This window comes from Sphingomonas sp. Leaf231 (assembly GCF_001421995.1).
Lineage (GTDB): Bacteria > Pseudomonadota > Alphaproteobacteria > Sphingomonadales > Sphingomonadaceae > Sphingomonas.
In genome coordinates, this window is record NZ_LMLS01000002.1 from 1,029,097 (window position 1) to 1,049,117 (window position 20,021).

The following is a 20,021-nucleotide window of genomic DNA, read 5'->3' on the forward strand; positions in this document are numbered from 1 at the left end:
GCGGCACGCGAAAACCCTAGCGCGCCACCTCCGCGACATCGGGCGGTGCCCAGCCGCCACCCATCGCCTGATATAGCGCGACATAGCTGTTGAGCCGGTCGGCCCGCGCCTGCGCCAGCGACAGTTCGGCGTTGAGCAACGTGCGTTGCGCATCCAGTTGCTCGATATAGCCGGAATAGCCCGCGCGATAGCGGTTGCCGGCGTTCTGCAACGCGCCGCGCGACGCGGCCTCCTGCTCGGCCAGCGCGCGCGCCTGCTCCCCGGTGCGGCGCACCCCGGCCAGCGCATCCTCGACCTCCCGAAACGCGGTCAGCGCGGTGCGGCGATAGGCGAACGCGGCCTGATCGCGGCGCGCGGTGGCGGCGCGTTCCTGCGCGCGCAGCCGCCCGCCGTCGAAGATTGGACCGAGGATGCTGGCCCCCAGCGAGAAGATCACCTCCGGCTGCGCCAGCGCGGTCGACAGGACGAGGTTGCCCGATCCGGTCAGCGACAGGTTGGGCAGCATCGCCGCGCGCTGGCTGTCGAGCGTGCGGTCGGCGGCGACCAGCGACTGTTCGGCCTGGTACAGGTCCGGGCGTCGGCGCAGGAGGTCGGCGGGCAACCCGGCCGGGATCGTCGGTGCGGCCAGTTGCTCCAGCGTGACGCCGCGTGCGATGTCGCGCGGCACGTCCCCGGTCAGCAATGCCAGCGCGTTCTCGGCACGCGTGATCGCCAGTTCGGCGGCGGGCACCAGCTGGGCGGTGGCGGCATATTCCGCCTGCGCCTGACGATATTCCAGCCGCGAGCTGTAGCCGGTCTCGAACCGCCGCCGCGCGATGCGCAGCGCATCCGCGCGCGCCGCCAGCGTCGCCCGTGCGATGGCCAGCCGGTGGTCGAGCGCACGCAGCGTGATATAGCCTTGCGCGGTGGTCGCCGCGGTCGCCAGCCGCACCGTGTCCGCCGCCGCCTGCGTGGCCAGCAATTGCGCACGCGCGGCGCGCGTCGCCTGCCGCAGGCGTCCGAACAGGTCGAGGTCGTAACTGAGCGTAAGGCCCGGCTGCACCGCCGCCGATCGCGCGGTGGTGCCCAGCGCGCTGATCGTCTGCCCCTGCGTTTCGGCCGCGGTGCCACCCAGTTGCGGCAGCAGCTGCGCGCGCGCCAGCGCCTCGGCCGCGCGTGCCTCCTCTATGCGTGCCGCCGCGGTCAGGATGTCGACGTTGTTGGCCAGCGCGCGCTCGACCAGCGCGGTCAGCACCGGATCGCCGAATGCCTGCCACCATCCGCTGCGCACCACGTCGCCGGCGGGCAAGGCGTTCCGCCATGCCGGCGGCGGCATCACCGCCGCGCTGTCGGGCGCGGCGCGGCGCGGGCCGGGCAGCGCGCAGGCGGCGAGCAATACCGGCGCGAGGACGGCGACGCGCCTCATCGCGGGGCGGGTGCGCCGGTGGTATCGACGCGCGCCTGTACCGACATCCCCGGGCGCAGCCGCGCGGCGAGGCGCTGACCAGGGTCGACGCGGATGCGCACCGCGATGCGTTGCGGCACCTTGGTGAAATTGCCGGTGGCGTTGTCGGATTTCAGCACCGCGAATTCGCTGCCCGCCGCGGGGGAGATCCGCTCGACCCGCCCGGTCAGCCGCGCGTCGGCCAGTCCGTCGACGGTGAAGCTTGCGCGCTGTCCGACGACGATGCGTGCGGTTTGCGCTTCCTTGAAATTGGCGATCACCCATGTTTCCGGCGGCACCAGGAACATCAGCTGCGATCCGGCAGTCACATATTGGCCGACGCGCACGCCGACCTCGCTCAACCGGCCGCTCTCCGGCGCGCGGATGACGGTGTTCGACAGGTCGATCGCCGCCAGCCGCAGCGCGGCACGCGCGCCGGACACGCCGGCCTGCTGCCCGCCGCGCCCGACCTCCACGGTACGAATATCCTGCCGCGCGATCTCCTGCGCGGCCTGTGCCTGATCCAGTTGCGCCTGCGCCTGCCGCAGCGCTGCCAGCGTCTGGTCGCGTTCGCGCAGCGACACCGAACCGTCGGTGACCAGATCGTTGACGCGGTTCATGTCGGCCTGCGCGCGCATCAACTGCGCGCGGGCGTTGCCGACGGCGGCTTCCTGCGCACCCAGGCTGGCGGCGCGGCTGGCGGCGGTCTGGCGCGAGTTGGCGAGCGTCGCCTGCGCGTTCTCCACCTGCGCCTGCGCCTGTTCGACGCGCTGCTGGTAGATGCGGCGATCGATGGCGACCAGCGGCTGGCCCGCGCGCACATTCTCGAAATCGCGGACCAGCACCTGCGTGACATAACCCGACACCTGCGGCGCGATGACGGTGGTGCGCCCGCGGACATAGGCGTTGTCGGTCGATTCATAGCCACTGGTGAACGGCCAGATCCGCCACGCCGCCAGCACCGCGACCATCCCCGCCGCCGCGAGCACGACGATCAGCGCCACGGCGGTGCGCGACAGGATCGGCGGACGCCAACCCGAACCGGCCGGCGCGGCGGTTTCGGCCACGCGCTCTTCGGTGGCGGGTTCGGCGGAAACGGGTGGGCGGGTGTCGGTCATGCGGAAGCCTGAACGCGCGCGCGCCAATGGCGACGCACCAGAAGGAAGAGAAGATAACAGAAGGTCAGCGCGGCCAGGATCGCGATCAGGCGGAAGGTATCGGCGAAGGCCAGTACGTTGGCTTCGCGCGTCGCCGCCTGCGACAGCAGCGCGCCGCCCTCTGCGGTGCGTAGCGCGGGGTCGCCCACGACGCGTGCGACGCCGCTGGCGCCCGCCTGCAACCGCGCCTGCACAATCGGGTCGGTCGGGTCGACGGCCTGCACCAGTGCGGCGCTGTTCGCCTTCTCTCGCACCACCTGATACGTGCCGAGCAGGGCGGTGCCGGCCAGTCCGCCAAGCGAGTTGATCATCCCGAACAGCGCCAGAAAGCTGATGATGTGGCCGGTCCCTTGCTGCAACGCGCGGGTCATGCCGAACAGCAGCGATGGGCCGAGGAAGAACGCGCCGGCGAAGGCGATGGTCGCCTGGCTCAGATACAATTGCGGCGCGCGCGTCAGGCTGGTCGCGTAGCTGTCCGCCCACGCCGCCACCGCGACCAGCCCGATCGCCAGCATCACCGGATGCGTCAGCCTGGCGGGGTTCAGCGTGATCGCGCTGGTGACGAAGCCGGCGACGGTCGCCAGGAAGATGATCGTGAAGAACGGCACCAGCTGGTCGTTGTTCTGCCCCAGCACCGTCAGCAGCCCGACCGCGCCATAGGTTTGTTCGGACAGCACGATCCGCGCCATGATCGTCACGATCGTGAAGCGCACGATGTCGGCGCTGCCCAGCCAGCGGGTGTTGAGCAGCGGGTTCGCGCGATGATGCTCGATCACCAACGCGGCGGCGAGCATCGGGATCGCGGCCAGCAACGCCCAGCCGATCCACGCCGCTTGCGTCCACCACACGTACCGCCCCAGCCCGAGCACCGCGGCGAACAGCGCCATCGACCCCGCGAACAGCGTGAAGGTGATGAAATCCAGCCGCTCGAACGCCTTTTGCCGGGTGGTCGGCGGCAGCCGGAAGGCGAGCACCGCCGCCAGGCTGAGCGCGGCCAGCCCCAGTTCGAACAGGTACAGCGTGCGCCACTGGCTCATCGACAACAATTCGGGCGAGAACAGCCGCGCGAGCGGGGTGGCGCATTGCGGGATGCCGATCCCCAGCACGATCGCGCGCAGCCGCCACTTCGCCGGGAACGCCTGCATGAAGTAATAAAGCGCGAACGTGTTGAGCGCCGCGCCGGCCATTCCGCTCGCCCCGCGCACCAGGATCGCGGACCAGAAACCGTGGACGAACAGGTGCGCCAGCGTCAGCAGCATGTACAGCGTCAGGAACAGCAGCGCGAACGAGCGCAGGCCATATTGCTGGCGGAACTTGATGAGCAACAGGTTGATGCTGACGTTGGTCATCACATAGACCGTCGGCAGCCACGCGATCTCCGCCGGGTCCAGCCCCAGCGCGCCCGCCAGCGTCACGGTGTTGGCGGCCACCAGTGCATTGCCGAAGCCGCTGGTCAGCCCGATCAGCACCGCGACCAGCGCATAGGCGATTTGCCGGCGCAGCGGATGCGCGGGCGAACCCGGCGACCCCGGCATGACCGGCCGCTCGTGAGGCGCATAATCCCAGCGTTCTTCGCTCAGGACGTCGCGGAGGCGGGTGAACAACGACACGGCTGGTTGTACCCTGTCGTCAGTGCAGGCGTAGCGGGGCTACGCTCGCGCTGACGGGGATGGCGGCAGTCACTCCACCCAGTCGAGGCCGAGATCGCGATACACGCTGCGATCCTCGTCCCAATTGGGCTTCACCTTGACGTGCAGGTACAGATGCACCTGACGGTCGAGCAGCACGGTCAATTCCGCCCGCGCCCGCGCGCCGATCTCCCTGATCCGCGTGCCGCCCTTGCCCAGCACGATCGCGCGCTGCGACGGGCGCTCGACCAGGATCTGCTGGTGGATCTCGGTCGATCCGTCCTCACGGTCGGTGAACTTCTCGGTTTCGACGACGCTGGCATAGGGCAGTTCGGCGTGAAGCTGCAGGTACAATTGCTCGCGCGTCACCTCCGCTGCGGTCGCGCGTTCGGTCGCGTCGGACACCTGATCCGCGGGATAATGCCACGGCCCGGGCGGCAGCGCCCTGGCCAGCGCGCGCTTGAATTCGGGCAGGCCGTCGCCGGTCTGCGCGGAGATGAAGAAGGTCTCGGCAAACGGCAGCAGGCCGTTCAGCCGTTCGGCATGAAGCAGCAGTTTGGGCTTGTCGGCCAGATCGACCTTGTTGAGCACGAGGTAGATCGGCTCGCTGCGCCCCTTCAGCGCCTCGACGATCTCAGTCACCTTGGGGCCGAGGCCGCCCTTGCCGTCGACGACCAGTGCGATCACGTCCGCGCCCTCGGTCCCGCCCCAGGCGGCGGCGACCATCGCACGGTCGAAGCGGCGGTGCGGCTCGAAGATGCCGGGGGTATCGACCAGCAACAATTGCGTGTCGCCCTCGATCGCCACGCCCATCAACCGGGTGCGCGTCGTTTGCGCCTTCGGGCTGACGATCGCGACCTTCTGCCCGACCAACGCATTGACGAGTGTCGATTTCCCCGCGTTGGGCGCGCCGACCACCGCCACCAGGCCGCAATGCTGCGTCACCGGTTGGTCAGGCGAATGTTGCGAATGTTGAGACGCTGGCGGGGTTTCGTTCGGAACGGTCATTCGCCCGCAATCGCATTCTTCAGCCGCGAGAAGAAGCCCTGGCTCTGCGGACATTCGTCACCGGTCTCGGTTTCGCGGAATTCCTCCAGCAGCGCACGTTGCCGCGTCGACAGCTTGGACGGCGTCTCCACCTCGATCTGGATCACCAGATCGCCGTGGCCGCGGCCCTGCAACACCGGCATCCCCGCGCCGCGCTGACGCAATTGCTTGCCCGACTGGATGCCGGCCGGAATCTTCACCTCATGACGGCGACCGTCGAGGCCGGGGATCGACATCGTGCCGCCCAGCGCCGCGGTGGTGAAGCTGATCGGCGCGCGGGCGAACAGCGTGGTGCCCTCGCGCTCGAAGATAGAGTGACGCTTCACGTGCAGGAAGATGTACAGGTCGCCCGCCGGTGCGCCGCGCGCGCCCGCTTCGCCCTCTCCGGTCAGCCGCACGCGCGTGCCCTCGTCCACGCCGGGAGGCACGTTGACGCTGAGCGTCTTGGTCTTTTCGACCCGGCCTTCGCCGCGGCAGTCGCCGCACGGATCGGTGATGACCTGCCCCGAGCCGTGGCACAGCGGGCAGGCGCGCTCGACCACGAAGAAGCCCTGTTGCGCGCGCACCTTCCCATGGCCCTGACAATGCTGGCAGGTGTGCGCGTGGGTGCCCGGCTTCGATCCGGTGCCGTGACACGTGTCGCAGGCAGCGGAGACGTCGACGGTGATCTCCGTCTCCTTGCCGTGGAACGCCTCCTCGAGCGAGATCTCCATGTCGTAGCGCAGGTCGGCCCCGCGGCGGACCTGCTGCCGCCCGCCGCCGCGCTGCTGCCCGCCCATGAACTCGCCGAATACGCTTTCGAAGATGTCGGAGAAGCCGCCGAAATCCTGCGACTGGTGACCGCCACCGCCGCCGTTACGGAACGCGGCATGGCCGAACCGGTCGTAGGCGGCGCGCTTCTGCGGGTCCTTCAGGCAGTCATAGGCCTCGCTGACCGCCTTGAACTTCGCCTCGGATTCCTTGCAACCGGCGTTCTTGTCCGGATGATACTTCATCGCGAGCTTGCGATAGGACGATTTGATCGTCCCGGCATCCGCGGTACGCTCGCATTCGAGCAGCTCGTAATAGTCGATTTCGGTCATGCGGCCTCTAGGTCGGATCGGCGGTCAGGCGAAAGTGCGCGGACGACCCGGTATCGATGCCGTCGTCCCCACGCGGGCGGCGATCCGGAGCCTCCGGCATCGCGGCGATCGTTCGCGATGGCCCGTGCGGTGCCCGGCCGGCGCGCGGATGACGGGCTGGCGTGTTTCGTATCGGTGGGCGAGGAAGTGGGGGCGGGCACGAACGCTGTCGCTTGTCGCATGATCCCGCTTCCTCGCAACACCTCACCCTTGCCCTCTCCCCGGCGGGGAGAGGGTGGATGCGTCCTTACTTCTGCTCGTCGACTTCCGAGAATTCGGCGTCGACGACGTCGTCCTTCTTGGCATCGGCCTGCTCGGCGTCGCCCGTCGGTGCGGCGTCGGCCTGCTGCTGCTTCTCGTAGATCGCCTGACCGAGCTTCATCGCGACCTGCGCCAGCGCCTGGCTCTTCTCGTTCATCTGCTCGGGGTCGCCGCTCTCGACCGCAGCCTTCGCCGCATCGATGCCGGACTGGATCTCGGACTTCAGCGCCTCGTCGATCTTGTCGCCATTGTCCGCCAGCTGACGCTCCGTCGTATGGATCAGCGATTCGGCGTTGTTCTTCGCCTCGGCGGCGGCACGACGCTTCTTGTCGTCCTCCGCGAAGCTCTCCGCATCGCGCACCATCTTGTCGATATCGGCGTCCGACAGGCCGCCCGATGCCTGGATGCGGATCTGCTGCTCCTTGCCGGTGCCCTTGTCCTTGGCGGACACGTTCACGATGCCGTTGGCGTCGATGTCGAACGTCACCTCGATCTGCGGCACGCCGCGCGGGGCGGGCGGGATGCCGAGCAGGTCGAACTGGCCGAGGATCTTGTTGTCCGCCGCCATCTCGCGCTCGCCCTGGAAGACGCGGATCGTCACCGCCTGCTGATTGTCATCGGCAGTCGAATAGGTCTGCGACTTCTTGGTCGGGATCGTGGTGTTGCGATCGATCATGCGCGTGAACACGCCGCCCAGCGTCTCGATGCCCAGCGACAGCGGGGTGACGTCCAGCAGCAGCACGTCCTTGACGTCGCCCTGCAACACGCCCGCCTGAATGGCGGCGCCCATTGCGACGACCTCGTCCGGGTTGACGCCGGTGTGCGGGTCCTTGCCGAAGAACGACTTCACGACTTCACGCACGCGCGGCATGCGGGTCATGCCGCCGACCAGCACCACTTCCGAGATCTCGGACGCGCTGACGCCCGCGTCGGCCAGCGCCTTCTTGCACGGGTCCAGCGTCCGCTTGATCAGGTCCTCGACCAGCCGCTCCAGATCGGCGCGGGTGATCGTCTTCACCAGATGCTTCGGGCCGTTCTGGTCCGCGGTGATGAAAGGCAGGTTGACCTCGGTCGAGGCGGCCGAAGACAGTTCGATCTTCGCCTTCTCGGCGGCTTCCTTCAACCGCTGGAGCGCCAGCTTGTCCTTGGCGAGGTCGATGCCCTCGTCCTTCTTGAAGCCCTCGGCCAGATATTCGACGATCTTGTTGTCGAAATCCTCACCGCCCAGGAAGGTGTCGCCGTTGGTGGCCTTCACCTCGAACACGCCGTCGCCGATCTCCAGGATCGAGACGTCGAACGTGCCGCCGCCCAGATCGTACACCGCGATCGTCTTGCCGTCCTGCTTGTCGAGGCCATAGGCCAGCGCCGCCGCGGTCGGCTCGTTGATGATGCGCAGCACCTCGAGGCCGGCGATCTGGCCGGCATCCTTGGTCGCCTGACGCTGGGCGTCGTTGAAGTACGCCGGCACGGTGATGACCGCCTGCGTCACCGTCTCACCCAGATAGGATTCGGCGGTTTCCTTCATCTTCTGCAGCGTGAAGGCGCTGATCTGGGACGGGCTGTAATCCTTGCCGCCGGCCTGCACCCATGCGTCGCCGTTGGCACCCTTCACGATGTGATAGGGGACCAGTTCGGTATCCTTCTTGGTGATCGGATCGTCGAAGCGGCGGCCGATCAGGCGCTTCACCGCGAAGATCGTGTTGTCACCGTTGGTCACCGCCTGCCGCTTGGCCGGCTGCCCGATCAACCGCTCGCCATCCTTGGCGAACGCGACGATCGACGGCGTGGTGCGCGCGCCCTCCGCGTTCTCGATGACCTTCGCCTTGCCGCCTTCCATCACGGCGACGCACGAGTTGGTGGTGCCGAGGTCGATACCGATTACTTTTGCCATGAGTGCTTTACCTAGCCCCTGCATATTTGTGACTTCATCGCCGAAACGCTCCGTTACGGCAGCGCAACCGCGTTTGACGAAAAGCGATATAGGTGGCGTCCCGCGCCCCGCAAGATTGCGGCGGGAACCATTGCGCGTCGCCTGCGTGGAACGTAGAGGAGTCCATCATGCAGACCGCCCGCATCTATCAGCGCCCGAAGAACGCCATGCAGTCCGGCAAGGCTCGCACCGACAGCTGGCAATTGGAGTTCGAGCCGGGCGAAGCGAAGCGTGCCGATCCGCTCACCGGCTGGGCCGGCAGCGGCGACACGCGCGACCAGATCCGGCTGGCGTTCCCGACCTGCGAAGCGGCGGTCGCCTATGCCGAGGCGGAGGGTCTGGCCTATGTCGTGATCCCGACGCCGACCAAGACGTTGAAGCTGCAAAGCTACGCCGACAATTTCCGGTAAGGTGGCGGGGCGGTACGCCGTCCGCCGGAGCGGATCGACGCCCGACTCCCCGGCGTGAGATTCCTTGCTTCGATAGAAACGACGACTGTGCGGTTTGCCCGGATGTGATCCGGGGCAGCGCTGTCGCTTGCGAACGGCAAGTCACGAGATCCCGTTCACGTCGGGGCGGATGTCACCTCCGGTCGCGAAGCCGAACTTTTCTCAGGCGATCAGCACATCGGCGAGCAGCACCAGCATCTTGACGTCCATCGCCACGCCGGCCGCGCGCTTGTTCGCGACGAAGGCGGCCAATTCGCTGCGCGGCACCAAATGCACTTCGATGTCCTCATCGGCCTCGCCGCCGCCGTCGCCGACCTTCACCAGATCGTGCGCACGCACCAGCGTGAAACCCTCGCTGTTCATGCCGGGCGACGAATAGAAGAACCCCAGATCCTCGATACGTCCGGCGCGGTAGCCGGTTTCCTCCTCCAGTTCGCGCGCTGCGCCGGCCGACACCGGCTCGCCCTCGGTTTCATCGCCGATCAGCCCGGCGGGCAGTTCGAGGCAGCGGCAACCCAGCGGCACGCGATATTGCTCGACCAGCACGACGCGGTCGGCATCGTCGATCGCGACGATCACCGCGGCCTGGATGCCGCGCTGGCGGGAGACGAACTCCCAGCCGCCCTGGGTCACGACCTTGATATAGCGACCCTCCCAGGCGGTTTCGGGCGGGAAGGCGGCGTCGCGGTGCGGATGGGTCATGGCGCGTTGTCTATCCGGGCGATGGCGCTTGGCGAAGCGAAAAACCGTGGTTAACCTCGATCGTATCATCGCAACAGGGAAGGGCGAACGTTCATGCTCAAGGATTTCCGGGCGTTCATCGCCCGTGGCAACGTGCTGGACCTCGCGGTCGGCGTCATCATCGGCGGCGCGTTCGCCACGATCACCAAGTCGTTGACCGACGATATCATCATGCCGGTGGTCGGCGCCATTTTCGGCGGCTTCGACTTTTCCAGCTTCTTCATCCGGCTGGGGCCGGTCCCGTCGGACTTCAAGGGATCGCTGGCCAGTTACGCGCAGCTGAAGGCGGCGGGGGTGCCGCTGTTGGGGTATGGCGAATTCGTGACCGTCGTCATCAACTTCGTCATCCTGGCGTTCATCGTCTTCCTGCTGATGCGCAGCGTCAACCGCCTGATCGCGACCGTCGAGCGTGAAAAGGCGGCGGGCAGTGCGGAGCCGGCAGCCGACCCGGCGGAGGTGGTGCTGCTGCGCGAGATTCGCGACGCGTTGACGACGCGCGGACCGATGCCGCCGCAAGCCTAGCGCCGTCACCCGGCGGGAGGCCGCCCGACAAGAAAAAAGGGCCGTAGAGGATCGCTCCTCCCGGCCCTTTTCCCTGCCCGCGCTGCGGATCAAGGGACTTCGGGCACCTCGACGATGCCCTGACCCAGATGGCTATGCCGACGGCTGTAGCCGAAATAGATCACCATCCCCACCGCGCCCCAGACCGGCAACACCAGCATCGCCGCCGAGGGCAGGTTGAAGAACAGGAACACGCAGCCCGCGATCGTCAGCGGCCCGACCAGCCACAAGGCGGGGGTGCGGAAACTGCGCGCGTGATCCGGCGCGGTGCGGCGCAGGATCATCACCGCGACCGCGACCATCGCGAAGGCGTAGAGCGTGCCCGCATTGGCGATGTCGGCCAGCTGGCCGACCGGCAGGAACGCGGCGGCGAACGCCACGCCCACGCCGGTCATTGCGGTGACGATGTGCGGGGTCTTCCACTTCGGGTGCACCGTCGAAAGCCGTTCGGGCAGCAAGCCGTCGCGGCTCATGACGAAGAAGATGCGCGTCTGGCCGAACATCAGGATCAGGATGACCGACGGCAGCGCGACGAAGGCGGCGATACCGAGCAGGTTGCCCACCCCCGACCAGCCGATCACGCGCAGCACATGGGCCAGCGCCTCACCCGAGCAGACCAGCGCATCCTTGTGCTGCGGCAACGCGCACTGGCGCGCCAGTTCCTCGGACCCGGCGGGGAAGGGGATGCCGTTCGGCCCGATGATCGGCTGTCCGCCGATCGTGCCGATCGCGCCGGCCGCGACCAGGATGTAGAAGACGGTGCAGAACAGCAGCGACCCGATCAGCCCGATCGGCACGTTGCGCTGCGGGTTCTTGGTCTCCTCCGCCGCGGTCGACACCGCATCGAAGCCGACATAGGCGAAGAAGATCGTCGCCGCCGCGCCGACGGCGCCCACCCCGGTGCCGAACCCGCCGAACACGCCGGCGGGCAGGAACGGGTTGAAGCGATCGGCGCTGAAATAATCGCTGGGCAGCGTCAACGCGACGAACGCGGTCAGCGCCGTCACCTTGATCGCGACCAGCACGGCGTTGACGCGCGCGCTTTCGGTGGTGCCGACCATCAGCAGCCACGTGATGAGCAGCGCGATGACGATCGCGGGCAGGTTGATGAACCCGCCCGGTGCGCCGCCCAGCGCCAGCGGCGCGGCGGACAGCCATGCCGGCAAGTGCACGCCCATGAACTGGTTCAGGATCGTGCCGGTAAAATACCCGGACCAGCCGACCGCGACCGCGCTGGCCGCCACCGCATATTCGAGGATCAGCGCCCAGCCGACCGTCCAGGCGAGCAACTCGCCCATCGAGGCGTAGGTATAGGTGTAGGCGGATCCTGCCACCGGGATCATCGCCGCGATCTCCGCATAGCAGAGCGCGGCGACGATGCAGATCGCGCCCGCGATCGCGAATGCCAGCATCAGGCCGGGACCGGCCTTTTGCGCGCCCGCCGCCGTCAGCACGAAGATGCCGGTGCCGATGACGCAACCGATACCGAACAGGGTCAGCTGGAACCAGCCGAGCGTGCGGTGAAGCGACTTCTTCTCCGCCGTGGCGAGAATGGCGTCGAGAGGTTTGACGCGCCCGAAAATCATGTAGGTCGAAGCCCCCGAAAAAACTGCTTGGGGCGGAGCCTAGCGACGGATCGCGGACGCGCAATAGTATTGCGTCGTGATGACGGTATCAAACGCGACTATCGTTGTGGGCCAGCATCGGGCCAAGCGCGCGACCGCCCATGATATGGACGTGCAGGTGCGGCACTTCCTGATGCGAATCGAGCCCGGTGTTCGCGATCAGGCGATAGCCGCCGGCGACCAGCCCCGCCTCGCGCGCGGCATGGCCGATCGCGCGGGTGAAGCTGACGATCTCCGCCCCGGTCGCGTTCGCCGAGAAATCGTCCCAGCTGACGTAGCTGCCGCGCGGCACCGCCAGCAGGTGCGTCGGTGCCCATGGCGCGATGTCGTGGAAGACGATCGTGTGCGCATCCTCGAACACGCGCTTCGACGGGATCTCTCCGCGCAGCAACTTGGCGAAGATGTTGCCGTCGTCATAGGGCAGGGTGGCGTCCACGCTCATGCGCGCATCCTCATTCGGCACGGAAGGACAGGGGGATCGGCCCGCGCGCCGCTTTCTCGTCATGGCCGCTGGTGCCCTCGCGCTGCGCCAGTTCGGCGCGCACGTCGTCCAGCGTCAGCCCGGCATCGGCCAGCAGCACGAACAGGTGATACAGCAGGTCGGCCGCCTCCGGCACGATCGCGCGCGCGTTCTGCCCCATGGCGGCGATGACCGTCTCGGTCGCTTCCTCGCCCAGTTTCTGCGCGATCCGCCCGCGCCCGCGCGCGAACAGCGAGGCGGTATAGGAGCCGTCGGCATCCGCTCCCTTGCGCGAGGCAATCGTCGCGAACAACCGGTCGAGCGTGTCGGTGGAGGTCATGCGTGCCGGGGTGCCAAGTCGCGCGCCCGGGGTCAATGACGATCAGCCGAGCGGCGCGCGTACCGCCACCCCGGCCGCGGCCAGTGCGGCATGGGCGTCGGCGATCGTCGCCTGGCCGAAATGGAAGATCGAAGCCGCCAGCACGGCCGAGGCATGGCCCTGCGTCACGCCCGCGACCAGATCGTCCAGCGACCCGACCCCGCCGCTGGCCACCACCGGCACCGCGGTGCGATCGGCGATCGCCCGGATCAGGTCCAGGTCGTAGCCGCCGCGCGTCCCGTCGCGGTCCATCGAGGTGACCAGCAATTCGCCCGCGCCCAGTTCGGCGAGGTGCAGCGCATGCGCCACCGCGTCGATGCCCGTCGCCCGCCGGCCGCCATGGGTGAATACTTCCCAGCCCGCGCCGCTGCGCCGCGCGTCGATGCTGGCGACGCAGCACTGGCTGCCGAATCGCTCGGCGATGTCGGCGACGATCTCCGGCCGCGCGACTGCGGCGGAGTTGACCGCCACCTTGTCCGCCCCGGCCAGCAGCAGCGCGCGCGCATCGTCGGCACCGCGCACCCCGCCGCCGACCGTCAGCGGCATGAAGCAGACGGCCGCGGTGCGGCGCACCACGTCCAGGATCGTGCCGCGTGCCTCGTGGCTGGCGGTGATGTCGAGGAAGCAAAGCTCGTCCGCGCCGGCCGCATCGTAGGCGCGTGCCTGTTCGACGGGGTCGCCCGCATCGATCAGGTCGACGAAATTGACGCCTTTGACGACGCGCCCGCCGGCAACGTCGAGGCAGGGGATCACGCGGGCTCGGACGGTCATGCGGCTGCCATGCCCGCGGGCGCGCGCAAGGGCAACCTTCGCTACGCCGGTGTCGACGACGCGGGGGCGTGGCGAGGATCGACGGCATAGCGCCGCGCCAGCGCCGCGCACACGAACAGCTGCACCTGGTGGAAGATCATCAGCGGCAGGACGATCAACCCGACGCTGTGGGCGGGAAACAGGATCGCGGCCATGGGTATGCCGCTCGCCATGCTCTTTTTCGATCCGCAGAACACCGTCGCGATCTCGTCCGCCAGCGGGAAGCGCAGCGCGCGCGCCGCCAGCGTGGTGGCGGCGAGCACGATGGCGAGGATGACCAGCGACAGCAGCAGGATCGCAAGCAGCGTCAGCGGCGACAGCTGCGTCCAGAGCCCGGCGACCACGCCGGCGCCGAACGCGGCATAGACGACGACCAGCACCGATCCGCGATCGACGACGCTGGTCAGCGTCGGATGCGCGAGCAGCCAGCCTTGTGCCCACGGCCGGATCGCCTGGCCGACGACGAACGGCAGCAGGATCTGCACCGCAATGTCGCGGACCGCATCCAGCGACAGCCCGCCACCGGCGCTGGTCAGCAGATGCGCGACCAGCAACGGCGTCAGCACCACCCCGACGAGGTTGGAGAGCGACGCGCTGCACAATGCCGCCGGCACGTTGCCGCGCGCGATCGAGGTGAAGGCGATCGACGATTGCACCGTGGACGGCAGTAGGCAGAGGTAGAGCAGCCCGGTGACGACCTCCGCCGGCAACCACGCGCGGGTCCCCGCGGCCACCCCGATGCCGATCAGCGGAAACAGGGCGAACGTGCTGGCGAACACCAGCAGTTGCAATCGCCAGTTGGCCAGCCCGGCCCAGATCGCCTGCGGGGCCAGCCGCGCGCCGTAAAGCAGGAACAGCAAGGCGACCGCGATGGTGGTGCCATGGTCCACCCATGTCGCCGCGGCTCCGCGCGCCGGCAGGACCGCCGCGAGCGCGACGGTGCCGATCAACAGCAGCAGGAAACGGTCGGCGCGGGCGAGCAGCCGGCGCAGCCGTCCGGCGGCAGGCGCGCCGGTCAGCCTGCCACCCGCAACGCTTCGGCCAGGTCGAGCCGTCCGTCGTACAGCGCCCGCCCGGTGATGACGCCCTCCACGCCGTCGGCCACATGACCGCCAAGCGCATGGATGTCGTCGATCCCGGCCACGCCGCCGCTGGCGATCACCGGAATGCGCACCGCCGCGGCCAGCGCGACGGTGGCCGCGACATTGCACCCCTTGAGCAGCCCGTCGCGACCGACGTCGGTGAACAGCAGCGCGGCGACGCCCGCATCCTCAAACCGGCGGGCGAGATCGGCGACCGGGGTGGTGGAGACTTCCGCCCACCCCTTGGTCGCGACCATGCCGTCGCGCGCGTCCACCGCGACGACGATCTGTCCGGGATAAGCGGCGGCCATATCGCGGACGAATTGCGGCTGCTCCAGCGCTGCGGTGCCGATCACGACCCGCGCGACGCCCAGCGCCAGCCACGCTTCCACCGCGTCCGGGGTGCGGATGCCGCCGCCCAGCTGTACCCGGCCCGGAAAGGCGGCGACGATGCCGCGCACCGCGTCGCCGTTGACGCTTTCGCCGGCGAAGGCACCGTCCAGGTCGACGACGTGCAGGTGGGTCGCGCCCGCCGTGGCGAAGGCGCGTGCCTGCGCCGCGGGATCGTCGCCGTAGATCGTGGCGCGGTCCATGTCGCCCTCGGCCAGGCGGACGACCTGCCCGCGCTTCAGATCGATGGCGGGGAAGACGATCAGGGGCACCATGCAAGGAATCTTTCGAGCAACGCCAGACCGTAACGCTGGCTCTTTTCGGGGTGGAACTGCACGCCCAGCACCGTGCCGCGCGCGATCGCGGCGGTGACCGGTCCGGCATGGTCGGTCGTCGCGACGACACCGGGGCCGACGAAGGCGTAGCTGTGAAGGAAATAGGCCTCGCCCGGCACGATCAGCGGATGGCCGGCGGTCGGCACCACGTCGTTCCAGCCCATGTGCGGCACCTTGGCATCGCTGCCCGCGGGGTCGATGCGGCGGACTGTGCCGGGCAGCCAGCCCAGACCGCGGTGCGTCCCGAGCTCCTCCCCGGCATCCGCCAGCAACTGCATGCCGACACAAATCCCGAGGAACGGCGCACCCTGCGTCAGCACGCGTTCCTCCATCGCCTCGACCATGCCGGGCACCGCGCGCAGCGCCGCGGCGCACGCGCCGAACGCGCCGACGCCGGGCAGCACGACGCGGTCGGCGCGCGCCACCACGTCCGGATCGGCGGTGACGGTCAGGTCGACGCACCCCGCCGCGCGCAACGCATTCTCGACCGAATGAAGATTGCCCGCCTGATAGTCGATCAACGCCAGCGTCATTGCGCCAGCGCCTCCAGCCCCGGCGCGACGATCGAGGGTGCGACCTCGATGAAACTGTATTCGGCCAGCCCGTTCAGCGCGAACGGATCGGTCGCGGCCCATGCCTCCACTTCCGCGCGGGTGCCGCGCGCGGCGATCATCCCGCCGGTCAGCGGCACCTGTCGTCCGGCGAACAGCAGGCGACCGTCGTCCGCCGCGTCGCGCAGCCATGCCAGATGCGCGGCGCGGTGCGCATCGATCTGTTCGATCGGCACCACATAGTGGAGGACGATCACGATCATGCGGCGGTACCTCCCAGCGTTCCCTTGGTCGACGGGATCGCGTCGCCCTTGCGCGGGTCGATCTCGACCGCGGTGCGCAGCGCGCGCGCCAGCCCCTTGAACATGCTTTCGGCGATGTGATGATTGTTGTCGCCGTACAGCGTCTCGACATGCAGCGTGATGCCGGCGTTCTGCGCGAAGCTGTGGAAAAAATGCTGGAACATCTCGGTATCCATGCCGCCCAGCCGCGCTTGCGAGAAGCGAGACCGCCACACCAGCCACGGCCGCCCGGAAATGTCGAGCGCGACGCGCGTCAGCGTCTCGTCCATCGGGCTGAGCGCATCGCCGTAGCGGCGGATGCCGCGCTTGTCGCCCAGCGCCTGCGCCACCGCGCTGCCGAGCGCGAGCGCGGTGTCCTCGACGGTATGATGCTCGTCGATGTGCAGGTCCCCGTCGCAGCGGATATGCAGATCGATCAGCCCATGACGCGCAAGCTGTTCGAGCATGTGATCGAAAAAGCCGACGCCGGTCTTCACGTCGTAAGCGCCGCTGCCGTCGAGATTGACGGTGACGGCGATCCTGGTTTCGGTCGTGTCGCGGCGGATGGTGGCGGTGCGCATGCGCCGTCCATAACGCGCGGTGCCGTCCAGGCAACCGTGCCAAGCGCCTTGACCGCACCGCCCGGCGCGCTACCCATGGCGGCATGAGCGATATGCTGCCTGACAGTCTGATACCTTATGACGAAATCGTGCAGGAAGCCCTGCGTGCGGTCGTGGGGCGTGTACTGGGAACCGTGGCCGAGTCGGGCGGGTTGCCGGGCGAGCACCATTTCTACATCACCTTCAAGACGCAGGCGCCGGGGGTCGACATCCCGCAGCGGCTGATGGAGCGTTTCCCCGACGAGATGACGATCGTGCTCCAGAACCGATACTGGGACCTGACGGTCGATCAGGAACGGTTCTCGGTCGGGCTCAGCTTCAACCAGGTGCCGTCGAAGCTGGTCATTCCCTATTCGTCGATCACCGGTTTCCACGACCCGACGGTCAATTTCGAGCTGCGCTTCCAGGCGCAGGAGGGGCCGGGCGACGGCCCCGGCGGGCACGATCCGGCGGAGAACGACGGCCCCAGCGTGACGCCGGTCGAGGATGGCTCGAACGTCGTCGCGGTGGATTTTAAGCGGAAGAAGTGACGATGCGAGCGGTACAGCGCCTGTGCCGCAATCGCACAGCGATGCACGTGCACGGCCGTCGCGCCGGCGGCGCGCCGACGTTATCGGATTTGCGCCCATGACGTGCTTTCCGCCCCGTCACCATTTCGCTACCCGCGCGACGCCTGTCGGCGCAGGACGATGATCGAGACCATCTCCGCCCCCGGCGAGGAGGAACTCGCCGCGATCCTCGCGCCGCTCGCTGCGCACAACGATGCCGCGACCGGGGCGACCGAACGGCACAAGCTCGCGCTCGTGATCCGCGACCATGCCGGTGCGATCGCGGGCGGGCTGTGGGCGGAGGTCGGCTATCGCTGGCTGTTCGTCAAATATCTCGCCTTGCCGCCGGAAGCGCGGGGTCGGGGGCTGGGCCGGGCGCTGATGCGGGGGGCGGAAGAGGAAGCATTGCGGCTGGGCTGCATCGGCGTGTGGCTGGACACGTTCAGCTTCCAGGCGCGCGGCTTCTACGAAAAGCTGGGTTACGGGGTGTTCGGTCGGATCGACGATTTCCCGCCGGGCGAGGCGCGGTTCTTCTTGTCGAAACGGATCGGCTGACCCCGGGCTTCGTGCGCAGCCTCCGCGGTTATCGGGGCTCGGGATGCAACAATCCGGCATCGACGCCGGTTTTCGCTCCATGACCCACGCCACCCGCACCGAAACCGACTCGATCGGCCCGATCGAGGTTCCCGCCGACGCCTATTGGGGCGCGCAGACCGAGCGCAGCATCGAGAACTTCCCGTTCGGGGCGCGGGAGCGGATGCCGATCGAGATCGTCCGCGCGCTTGCGCTGGTGAAGCAGGCCGCCGCACGGGTGAACCGCCGCCACGGGCTCGCCGCGGACAAGGCGGAGGCGATCGAACAGGCCGCGCAGGACATCGTCGCGGGCAAGCTCGACGACCAGTTTCCGCTGGTGATCTGGCAGACGGGCAGCGGCACGCAAAGCAACATGAACGTCAACGAGGTGATCGCGGGACGCGCCAACGAGATCCTGACCGGCACGCGCGGCGGCAAGTCCCCGGTTCACCCGAACGACGACGTCAATCGCGGGCAATCCTCCAACGACAGCTTCCCGACCGCGCTGCACATCGCCTGTTCGATCGCTGTGCGGCAGCGGTTGATCCCCGCGGTCGAGCGGCTGCACGATGTGTTGGCGGCGCGCGCGCGGGAGTGGCAAGATCTGGTGAAGATCGGACGCACCCACCTGCAGGACGCGACGCCGCTGACGCTGGGTGACGAATTTTCAGGGTATGCGCACCAGCTGGACCGTTGTCTGCGCCGGATCGAGCCGGCGGTGGAGCAGGGCACCGACCGGCTGGCGCAGGGCGGCACCGCGGTTGGCACCGGGCTGAACGCGCCGGCCGGGTTCGCGCGCGATTTCTGTGCCGAACTGCGCGGGATCACCGGCATCGCGTTCAGCCCGGCGGACAATCTCTTCGAGGCGTTGGCGTCGAACGACCCGCTGGTCCACCTGTCCGGGACGCTCAACACGCTGGCTGTGGCGTGCACGAAGATCGCCAACGACATCCGCCTGCTTGGCTCCGGCCCGCGTTGCGGGCTGGGCGAACTGGATCTGCCCGCCAACGAACCCGGCAGCTCGATCATGCCCGGCAAGGTGAATCCGACGCAGTGCGAGATGCTGACGATGGTTGCGGCACAGGTGATCGGCAATCATGTCGCGATCACCGTCGGCGGCGCGCAGGGTCATCTGGAACTCAACGTGTTCAAGCCGGTGATCGGCGCGGGCGTGCTGCGGTCGATCGACTTGCTGGCGACCGGCTGCGACAGCTTCGCCGCGCGCTGCGTCGACGGGCTGCGCGCCAACGAGGCGCGGATCGGCGAACTGCTCGATCGCTCGTTGATGCTGGTGACCGCGCTCGCGCCCGAGATCGGCTACGATCATGCCGCGAAGATCGCCAAGCACGCGCATGAGGCGGGGCTGACGCTGAAGGAAGCCGGCCTCGCGCTGGGGCTGGTCGATGCCGAAACCTTCGACCGGGTCGTGCGGCCCGAAGCGATGCTGGGGCGGTGACCGGAACCGACGCCGCGGCGCGGCATTGTTGATCCGTAACAAACAGGGGTTTCCAACATGGGTGCAACCACGATCGGTGCGCTGATCGGCGGCGCGATCGACTCGATGTCGGGCGACGACGGCGCGGCGGATGGCGCGCTGTACGGCGCGATCACCGCCAACGTCCTGAAGCTCGTGTTGCCGGTGGTCGCGACCTACGCGATCGGCTGGGGCGTGCTGAAGGGTTTGTCGGTGTTGGGTGAAACGGTTTCGGAAAGGACGAAGGCATGATTCGCAGCATTTTGGGCGCTCTGGTCGGGCGTGAGATGGACAAGCGCGGGCGTCAGGGCGGTGCCGGCGGCGCGTTGATGGGCGCGTTCGCCGCACGCGCGGTGACCCGCATGGGTCCGCTGGGCTGGGCGCTGGGCGGTGCCTATGTCGCGAAGAAGGCGTATGATCGGCATAAGGCCGGCAAGGTCGGCCAGTCGACGCGCGTGCCGCCGGCGGTGTGAAGGACGGCGGGTGGCTTGCCCGCCGCAGTCGGCGGCGCTGCCATCGCCTGATCGATGTCGAGCGCCGCGTTCGCCGCAAGGCAAGGCGCGGCGTTTCGCGTT

At 68.4% G+C, this 20,021-nt stretch carries 23 protein-coding genes; 7 read left to right on the top strand and 16 right to left on the bottom strand.

Translation table 11 applies throughout. From position 1 onward, the window contains the following. Positions 1–16 precede the first annotated feature (16 nt). The 6 genes from ASE95_RS11035 to dnaK form a co-directional block, all read right to left on the bottom strand. Complete coding sequence (locus ASE95_RS11035; RefSeq protein WP_056635614.1) at positions 17–1,405, bottom strand: efflux transporter outer membrane subunit; 1,389 nt, start codon at positions 1,403–1,405, stop codon at positions 17–19. Further along, the gene (locus ASE95_RS11040; RefSeq protein ID WP_056635617.1) at positions 1,402–2,541 is read right to left on the bottom strand and encodes an HlyD family secretion protein; all 1,140 of its coding nucleotides are present in this window, start codon (positions 2,539–2,541) and stop codon (positions 1,402–1,404) included. Before ASE95_RS11040 ends, ASE95_RS11035 begins: the two co-directional genes overlap by 4 nt. Continuing rightward, the gene (locus tag ASE95_RS11045; RefSeq protein WP_056636254.1) at positions 2,538–4,184 is read right to left on the bottom strand and encodes an MFS transporter; all 1,647 of its coding nucleotides are present in this window, start codon (positions 4,182–4,184) and stop codon (positions 2,538–2,540) included. The genes ASE95_RS11040 and ASE95_RS11045 overlap by 4 nt, the downstream gene beginning before the upstream one ends. Positions 4,185–4,259: 75 nt before the next feature. Then, complete coding sequence (gene era, locus ASE95_RS11050) at positions 4,260–5,216, bottom strand: GTPase Era (protein WP_082450060.1); 957 nt, start codon at positions 5,214–5,216, stop codon at positions 4,260–4,262. Further along, a complete protein-coding gene (gene dnaJ / locus ASE95_RS11055; protein ID WP_056635623.1) occupies positions 5,213–6,337 on the bottom strand; it encodes a molecular chaperone DnaJ in 1,125 nt (374 codons plus the stop codon). Before dnaJ ends, era begins: the two co-directional genes overlap by 4 nt. A gap of 286 nt (positions 6,338–6,623) precedes the next feature. After that, positions 6,624–8,528, bottom strand: coding sequence for a molecular chaperone DnaK (dnaK, locus tag ASE95_RS11060; RefSeq protein WP_056635626.1), 1,905 nt, complete (start codon positions 8,526–8,528; stop codon positions 6,624–6,626). Between the two features lie 167 nt (positions 8,529–8,695). On the opposite strand from dnaK, the gene ASE95_RS11065 reads away from it, so the two are divergent. Further along, complete coding sequence (locus ASE95_RS11065; RefSeq protein ID WP_056635628.1) at positions 8,696–8,977, top strand: NADH dehydrogenase ubiquinone Fe-S protein 4; 282 nt, start codon at positions 8,696–8,698, stop codon at positions 8,975–8,977. A gap of 201 nt (positions 8,978–9,178) precedes the next feature. On the opposite strand, the gene ASE95_RS11070 is transcribed toward ASE95_RS11065, so the two are convergent. After that, entirely contained in the window at positions 9,179–9,718 is a 540-nt protein-coding gene (locus ASE95_RS11070) for an NUDIX hydrolase (RefSeq protein ID WP_056635631.1), read from the bottom strand. Between the two features lie 93 nt (positions 9,719–9,811). On the opposite strand from ASE95_RS11070, the gene mscL reads away from it, so the two are divergent. Continuing rightward, positions 9,812–10,279 (top strand): large conductance mechanosensitive channel protein MscL, encoded by a 468-nt coding sequence (mscL, locus tag ASE95_RS11075; protein WP_056635634.1) that lies wholly within the window; start codon positions 9,812–9,814, stop codon positions 10,277–10,279. An 89-nt stretch (positions 10,280–10,368) separates the two neighbouring features. On the opposite strand, the gene ASE95_RS11080 is transcribed toward mscL, so the two are convergent. The 9 genes from ASE95_RS11080 to hisB form a co-directional block, all read right to left on the bottom strand. Then, positions 10,369–11,904 (bottom strand): amino acid permease, encoded by a 1,536-nt coding sequence (locus tag ASE95_RS11080; RefSeq protein ID WP_056635637.1) that lies wholly within the window; start codon positions 11,902–11,904, stop codon positions 10,369–10,371. Between the two features lie 88 nt (positions 11,905–11,992). Continuing rightward, the gene (locus tag ASE95_RS11085; protein WP_056636256.1) at positions 11,993–12,385 is read right to left on the bottom strand and encodes an HIT domain-containing protein; all 393 of its coding nucleotides are present in this window, start codon (positions 12,383–12,385) and stop codon (positions 11,993–11,995) included. Positions 12,386–12,395: 10 nt separating this feature from the next. Next, positions 12,396–12,743, bottom strand: a complete 348-nt coding sequence (locus ASE95_RS11090; protein ID WP_022685821.1) for a phosphoribosyl-ATP diphosphatase — start codon at positions 12,741–12,743, stop codon at positions 12,396–12,398. 42 nt (positions 12,744–12,785) lie between these two features. Further along, positions 12,786–13,553: an imidazole glycerol phosphate synthase subunit HisF gene (gene hisF, locus ASE95_RS11095; RefSeq protein ID WP_056635640.1), complete on the bottom strand. Its 768-nt coding sequence runs from the start codon at positions 13,551–13,553 to the stop codon at positions 12,786–12,788. 41 nt (positions 13,554–13,594) lie between these two features. After that, the gene (locus ASE95_RS11100; protein ID WP_056636258.1) at positions 13,595–14,584 is read right to left on the bottom strand and encodes a bile acid:sodium symporter family protein; all 990 of its coding nucleotides are present in this window, start codon (positions 14,582–14,584) and stop codon (positions 13,595–13,597) included. A 23-nt stretch (positions 14,585–14,607) separates the two neighbouring features. Beyond that, positions 14,608–15,339: a 1-(5-phosphoribosyl)-5-[(5-phosphoribosylamino)methylideneamino]imidazole-4-carboxamide isomerase gene (hisA, locus tag ASE95_RS11105; RefSeq protein ID WP_200918790.1), complete on the bottom strand. Its 732-nt coding sequence runs from the start codon at positions 15,337–15,339 to the stop codon at positions 14,608–14,610. Next, on the bottom strand, positions 15,327–15,932 hold the full coding sequence (gene hisH, locus ASE95_RS11110; protein ID WP_056635643.1) for an imidazole glycerol phosphate synthase subunit HisH: 606 nt from the start codon (positions 15,930–15,932) through the stop codon (positions 15,327–15,329). Before hisH ends, hisA begins: the two co-directional genes overlap by 13 nt. Next, complete coding sequence (locus tag ASE95_RS11115; protein ID WP_056635646.1) at positions 15,929–16,213, bottom strand: YciI family protein; 285 nt, start codon at positions 16,211–16,213, stop codon at positions 15,929–15,931. Before ASE95_RS11115 ends, hisH begins: the two co-directional genes overlap by 4 nt. Further along, a complete protein-coding gene (gene hisB / locus ASE95_RS11120; RefSeq protein WP_056635649.1) occupies positions 16,210–16,812 on the bottom strand; it encodes an imidazoleglycerol-phosphate dehydratase HisB in 603 nt (200 codons plus the stop codon). Before hisB ends, ASE95_RS11115 begins: the two co-directional genes overlap by 4 nt. Positions 16,813–16,895: 83 nt before the next feature. On the opposite strand from hisB, the gene ASE95_RS11125 reads away from it, so the two are divergent. The 5 genes from ASE95_RS11125 to ASE95_RS11145 all read left to right on the top strand — a co-directional run bounded on the left by ASE95_RS11125 (position 16,896) and on the right by ASE95_RS11145 (position 19,919). Beyond that, positions 16,896–17,381, top strand: coding sequence for an SspB family protein (locus tag ASE95_RS11125; RefSeq protein WP_056635652.1), 486 nt, complete (start codon positions 16,896–16,898; stop codon positions 17,379–17,381). A gap of 159 nt (positions 17,382–17,540) precedes the next feature. Then, entirely contained in the window at positions 17,541–17,954 is a 414-nt protein-coding gene (locus ASE95_RS11130) for a GNAT family N-acetyltransferase (RefSeq protein ID WP_056635655.1), read from the top strand. Between the two features lie 43 nt (positions 17,955–17,997). Then, on the top strand, positions 17,998–19,428 hold the full coding sequence (gene fumC / locus ASE95_RS11135) for a class II fumarate hydratase (RefSeq protein ID WP_443025453.1): 1,431 nt from the start codon (positions 17,998–18,000) through the stop codon (positions 19,426–19,428). Positions 19,429–19,485: 57 nt separating this feature from the next. Further along, positions 19,486–19,698 (top strand): hypothetical protein, encoded by a 213-nt coding sequence (locus ASE95_RS11140; RefSeq protein ID WP_056635658.1) that lies wholly within the window; start codon positions 19,486–19,488, stop codon positions 19,696–19,698. Further along, positions 19,695–19,919 (top strand): hypothetical protein, encoded by a 225-nt coding sequence (locus ASE95_RS11145; RefSeq protein WP_056635661.1) that lies wholly within the window; start codon positions 19,695–19,697, stop codon positions 19,917–19,919. The genes ASE95_RS11140 and ASE95_RS11145 overlap by 4 nt, the downstream gene beginning before the upstream one ends. The last annotated feature ends 102 nt before the right edge of the window (positions 19,920–20,021 follow it).

What these genes read in the sequence shown, in the direction of transcription:
- ASE95_RS11035 (WP_056635614.1), bottom strand. Translation starts at nt 1,405, where the DNA reads ATGAGGCGCGTCGCCGTCCTCGCGCCGGTATTGCTCGCCGCCTGCGCG.
- ASE95_RS11040 (WP_056635617.1), bottom strand. Translation starts at nt 2,541, where the DNA reads ATGACCGACACCCGCCCACCCGTTTCCGCCGAACCCGCCACCGAAGAG.
- era (WP_082450060.1), bottom strand. Translation starts at nt 5,216, where the DNA reads ATGACCGTTCCGAACGAAACCCCGCCAGCGTCTCAACATTCGCAACAT.
- dnaJ (WP_056635623.1), bottom strand. Translation starts at nt 6,337, where the DNA reads ATGACCGAAATCGACTATTACGAGCTGCTCGAATGCGAGCGTACCGCG.
- dnaK (WP_056635626.1), bottom strand. Translation starts at nt 8,528, where the DNA reads ATGGCAAAAGTAATCGGTATCGACCTCGGCACCACCAACTCGTGCGTC.
- ASE95_RS11065 (WP_056635628.1), top strand. Translation starts at nt 8,696, where the DNA reads ATGCAGACCGCCCGCATCTATCAGCGCCCGAAGAACGCCATGCAGTCC.
- ASE95_RS11070 (WP_056635631.1), bottom strand. Translation starts at nt 9,718, where the DNA reads ATGACCCATCCGCACCGCGACGCCGCCTTCCCGCCCGAAACCGCCTGG.
- mscL (WP_056635634.1), top strand. Translation starts at nt 9,812, where the DNA reads ATGCTCAAGGATTTCCGGGCGTTCATCGCCCGTGGCAACGTGCTGGAC.
- ASE95_RS11080 (WP_056635637.1), bottom strand. Translation starts at nt 11,904, where the DNA reads ATGATTTTCGGGCGCGTCAAACCTCTCGACGCCATTCTCGCCACGGCG.
- ASE95_RS11085 (WP_056636256.1), bottom strand. Translation starts at nt 12,385, where the DNA reads ATGAGCGTGGACGCCACCCTGCCCTATGACGACGGCAACATCTTCGCC.
- ASE95_RS11090 (WP_022685821.1), bottom strand. Translation starts at nt 12,743, where the DNA reads ATGACCTCCACCGACACGCTCGACCGGTTGTTCGCGACGATTGCCTCG.
- hisF (WP_056635640.1), bottom strand. Translation starts at nt 13,553, where the DNA reads ATGACCGTCCGAGCCCGCGTGATCCCCTGCCTCGACGTTGCCGGCGGG.
- hisA (WP_200918790.1), bottom strand. Translation starts at nt 15,339, where the DNA reads ATGGTGCCCCTGATCGTCTTCCCCGCCATCGATCTGAAGCGCGGGCAG.
- hisH (WP_056635643.1), bottom strand. Translation starts at nt 15,932, where the DNA reads ATGACGCTGGCGTTGATCGACTATCAGGCGGGCAATCTTCATTCGGTC.
- ASE95_RS11115 (WP_056635646.1), bottom strand. Translation starts at nt 16,213, where the DNA reads ATGATCGTGATCGTCCTCCACTATGTGGTGCCGATCGAACAGATCGAT.
- hisB (WP_056635649.1), bottom strand. Translation starts at nt 16,812, where the DNA reads ATGCGCACCGCCACCATCCGCCGCGACACGACCGAAACCAGGATCGCC.
- ASE95_RS11125 (WP_056635652.1), top strand. Translation starts at nt 16,896, where the DNA reads ATGAGCGATATGCTGCCTGACAGTCTGATACCTTATGACGAAATCGTG.
- ASE95_RS11130 (WP_056635655.1), top strand. Translation starts at nt 17,541, where the DNA reads ATGATCGAGACCATCTCCGCCCCCGGCGAGGAGGAACTCGCCGCGATC.
- fumC (WP_443025453.1), top strand. Translation starts at nt 17,998, where the DNA reads ATGCAACAATCCGGCATCGACGCCGGTTTTCGCTCCATGACCCACGCC.
- ASE95_RS11140 (WP_056635658.1), top strand. Translation starts at nt 19,486, where the DNA reads ATGGGTGCAACCACGATCGGTGCGCTGATCGGCGGCGCGATCGACTCG.
- ASE95_RS11145 (WP_056635661.1), top strand. Translation starts at nt 19,695, where the DNA reads ATGATTCGCAGCATTTTGGGCGCTCTGGTCGGGCGTGAGATGGACAAG.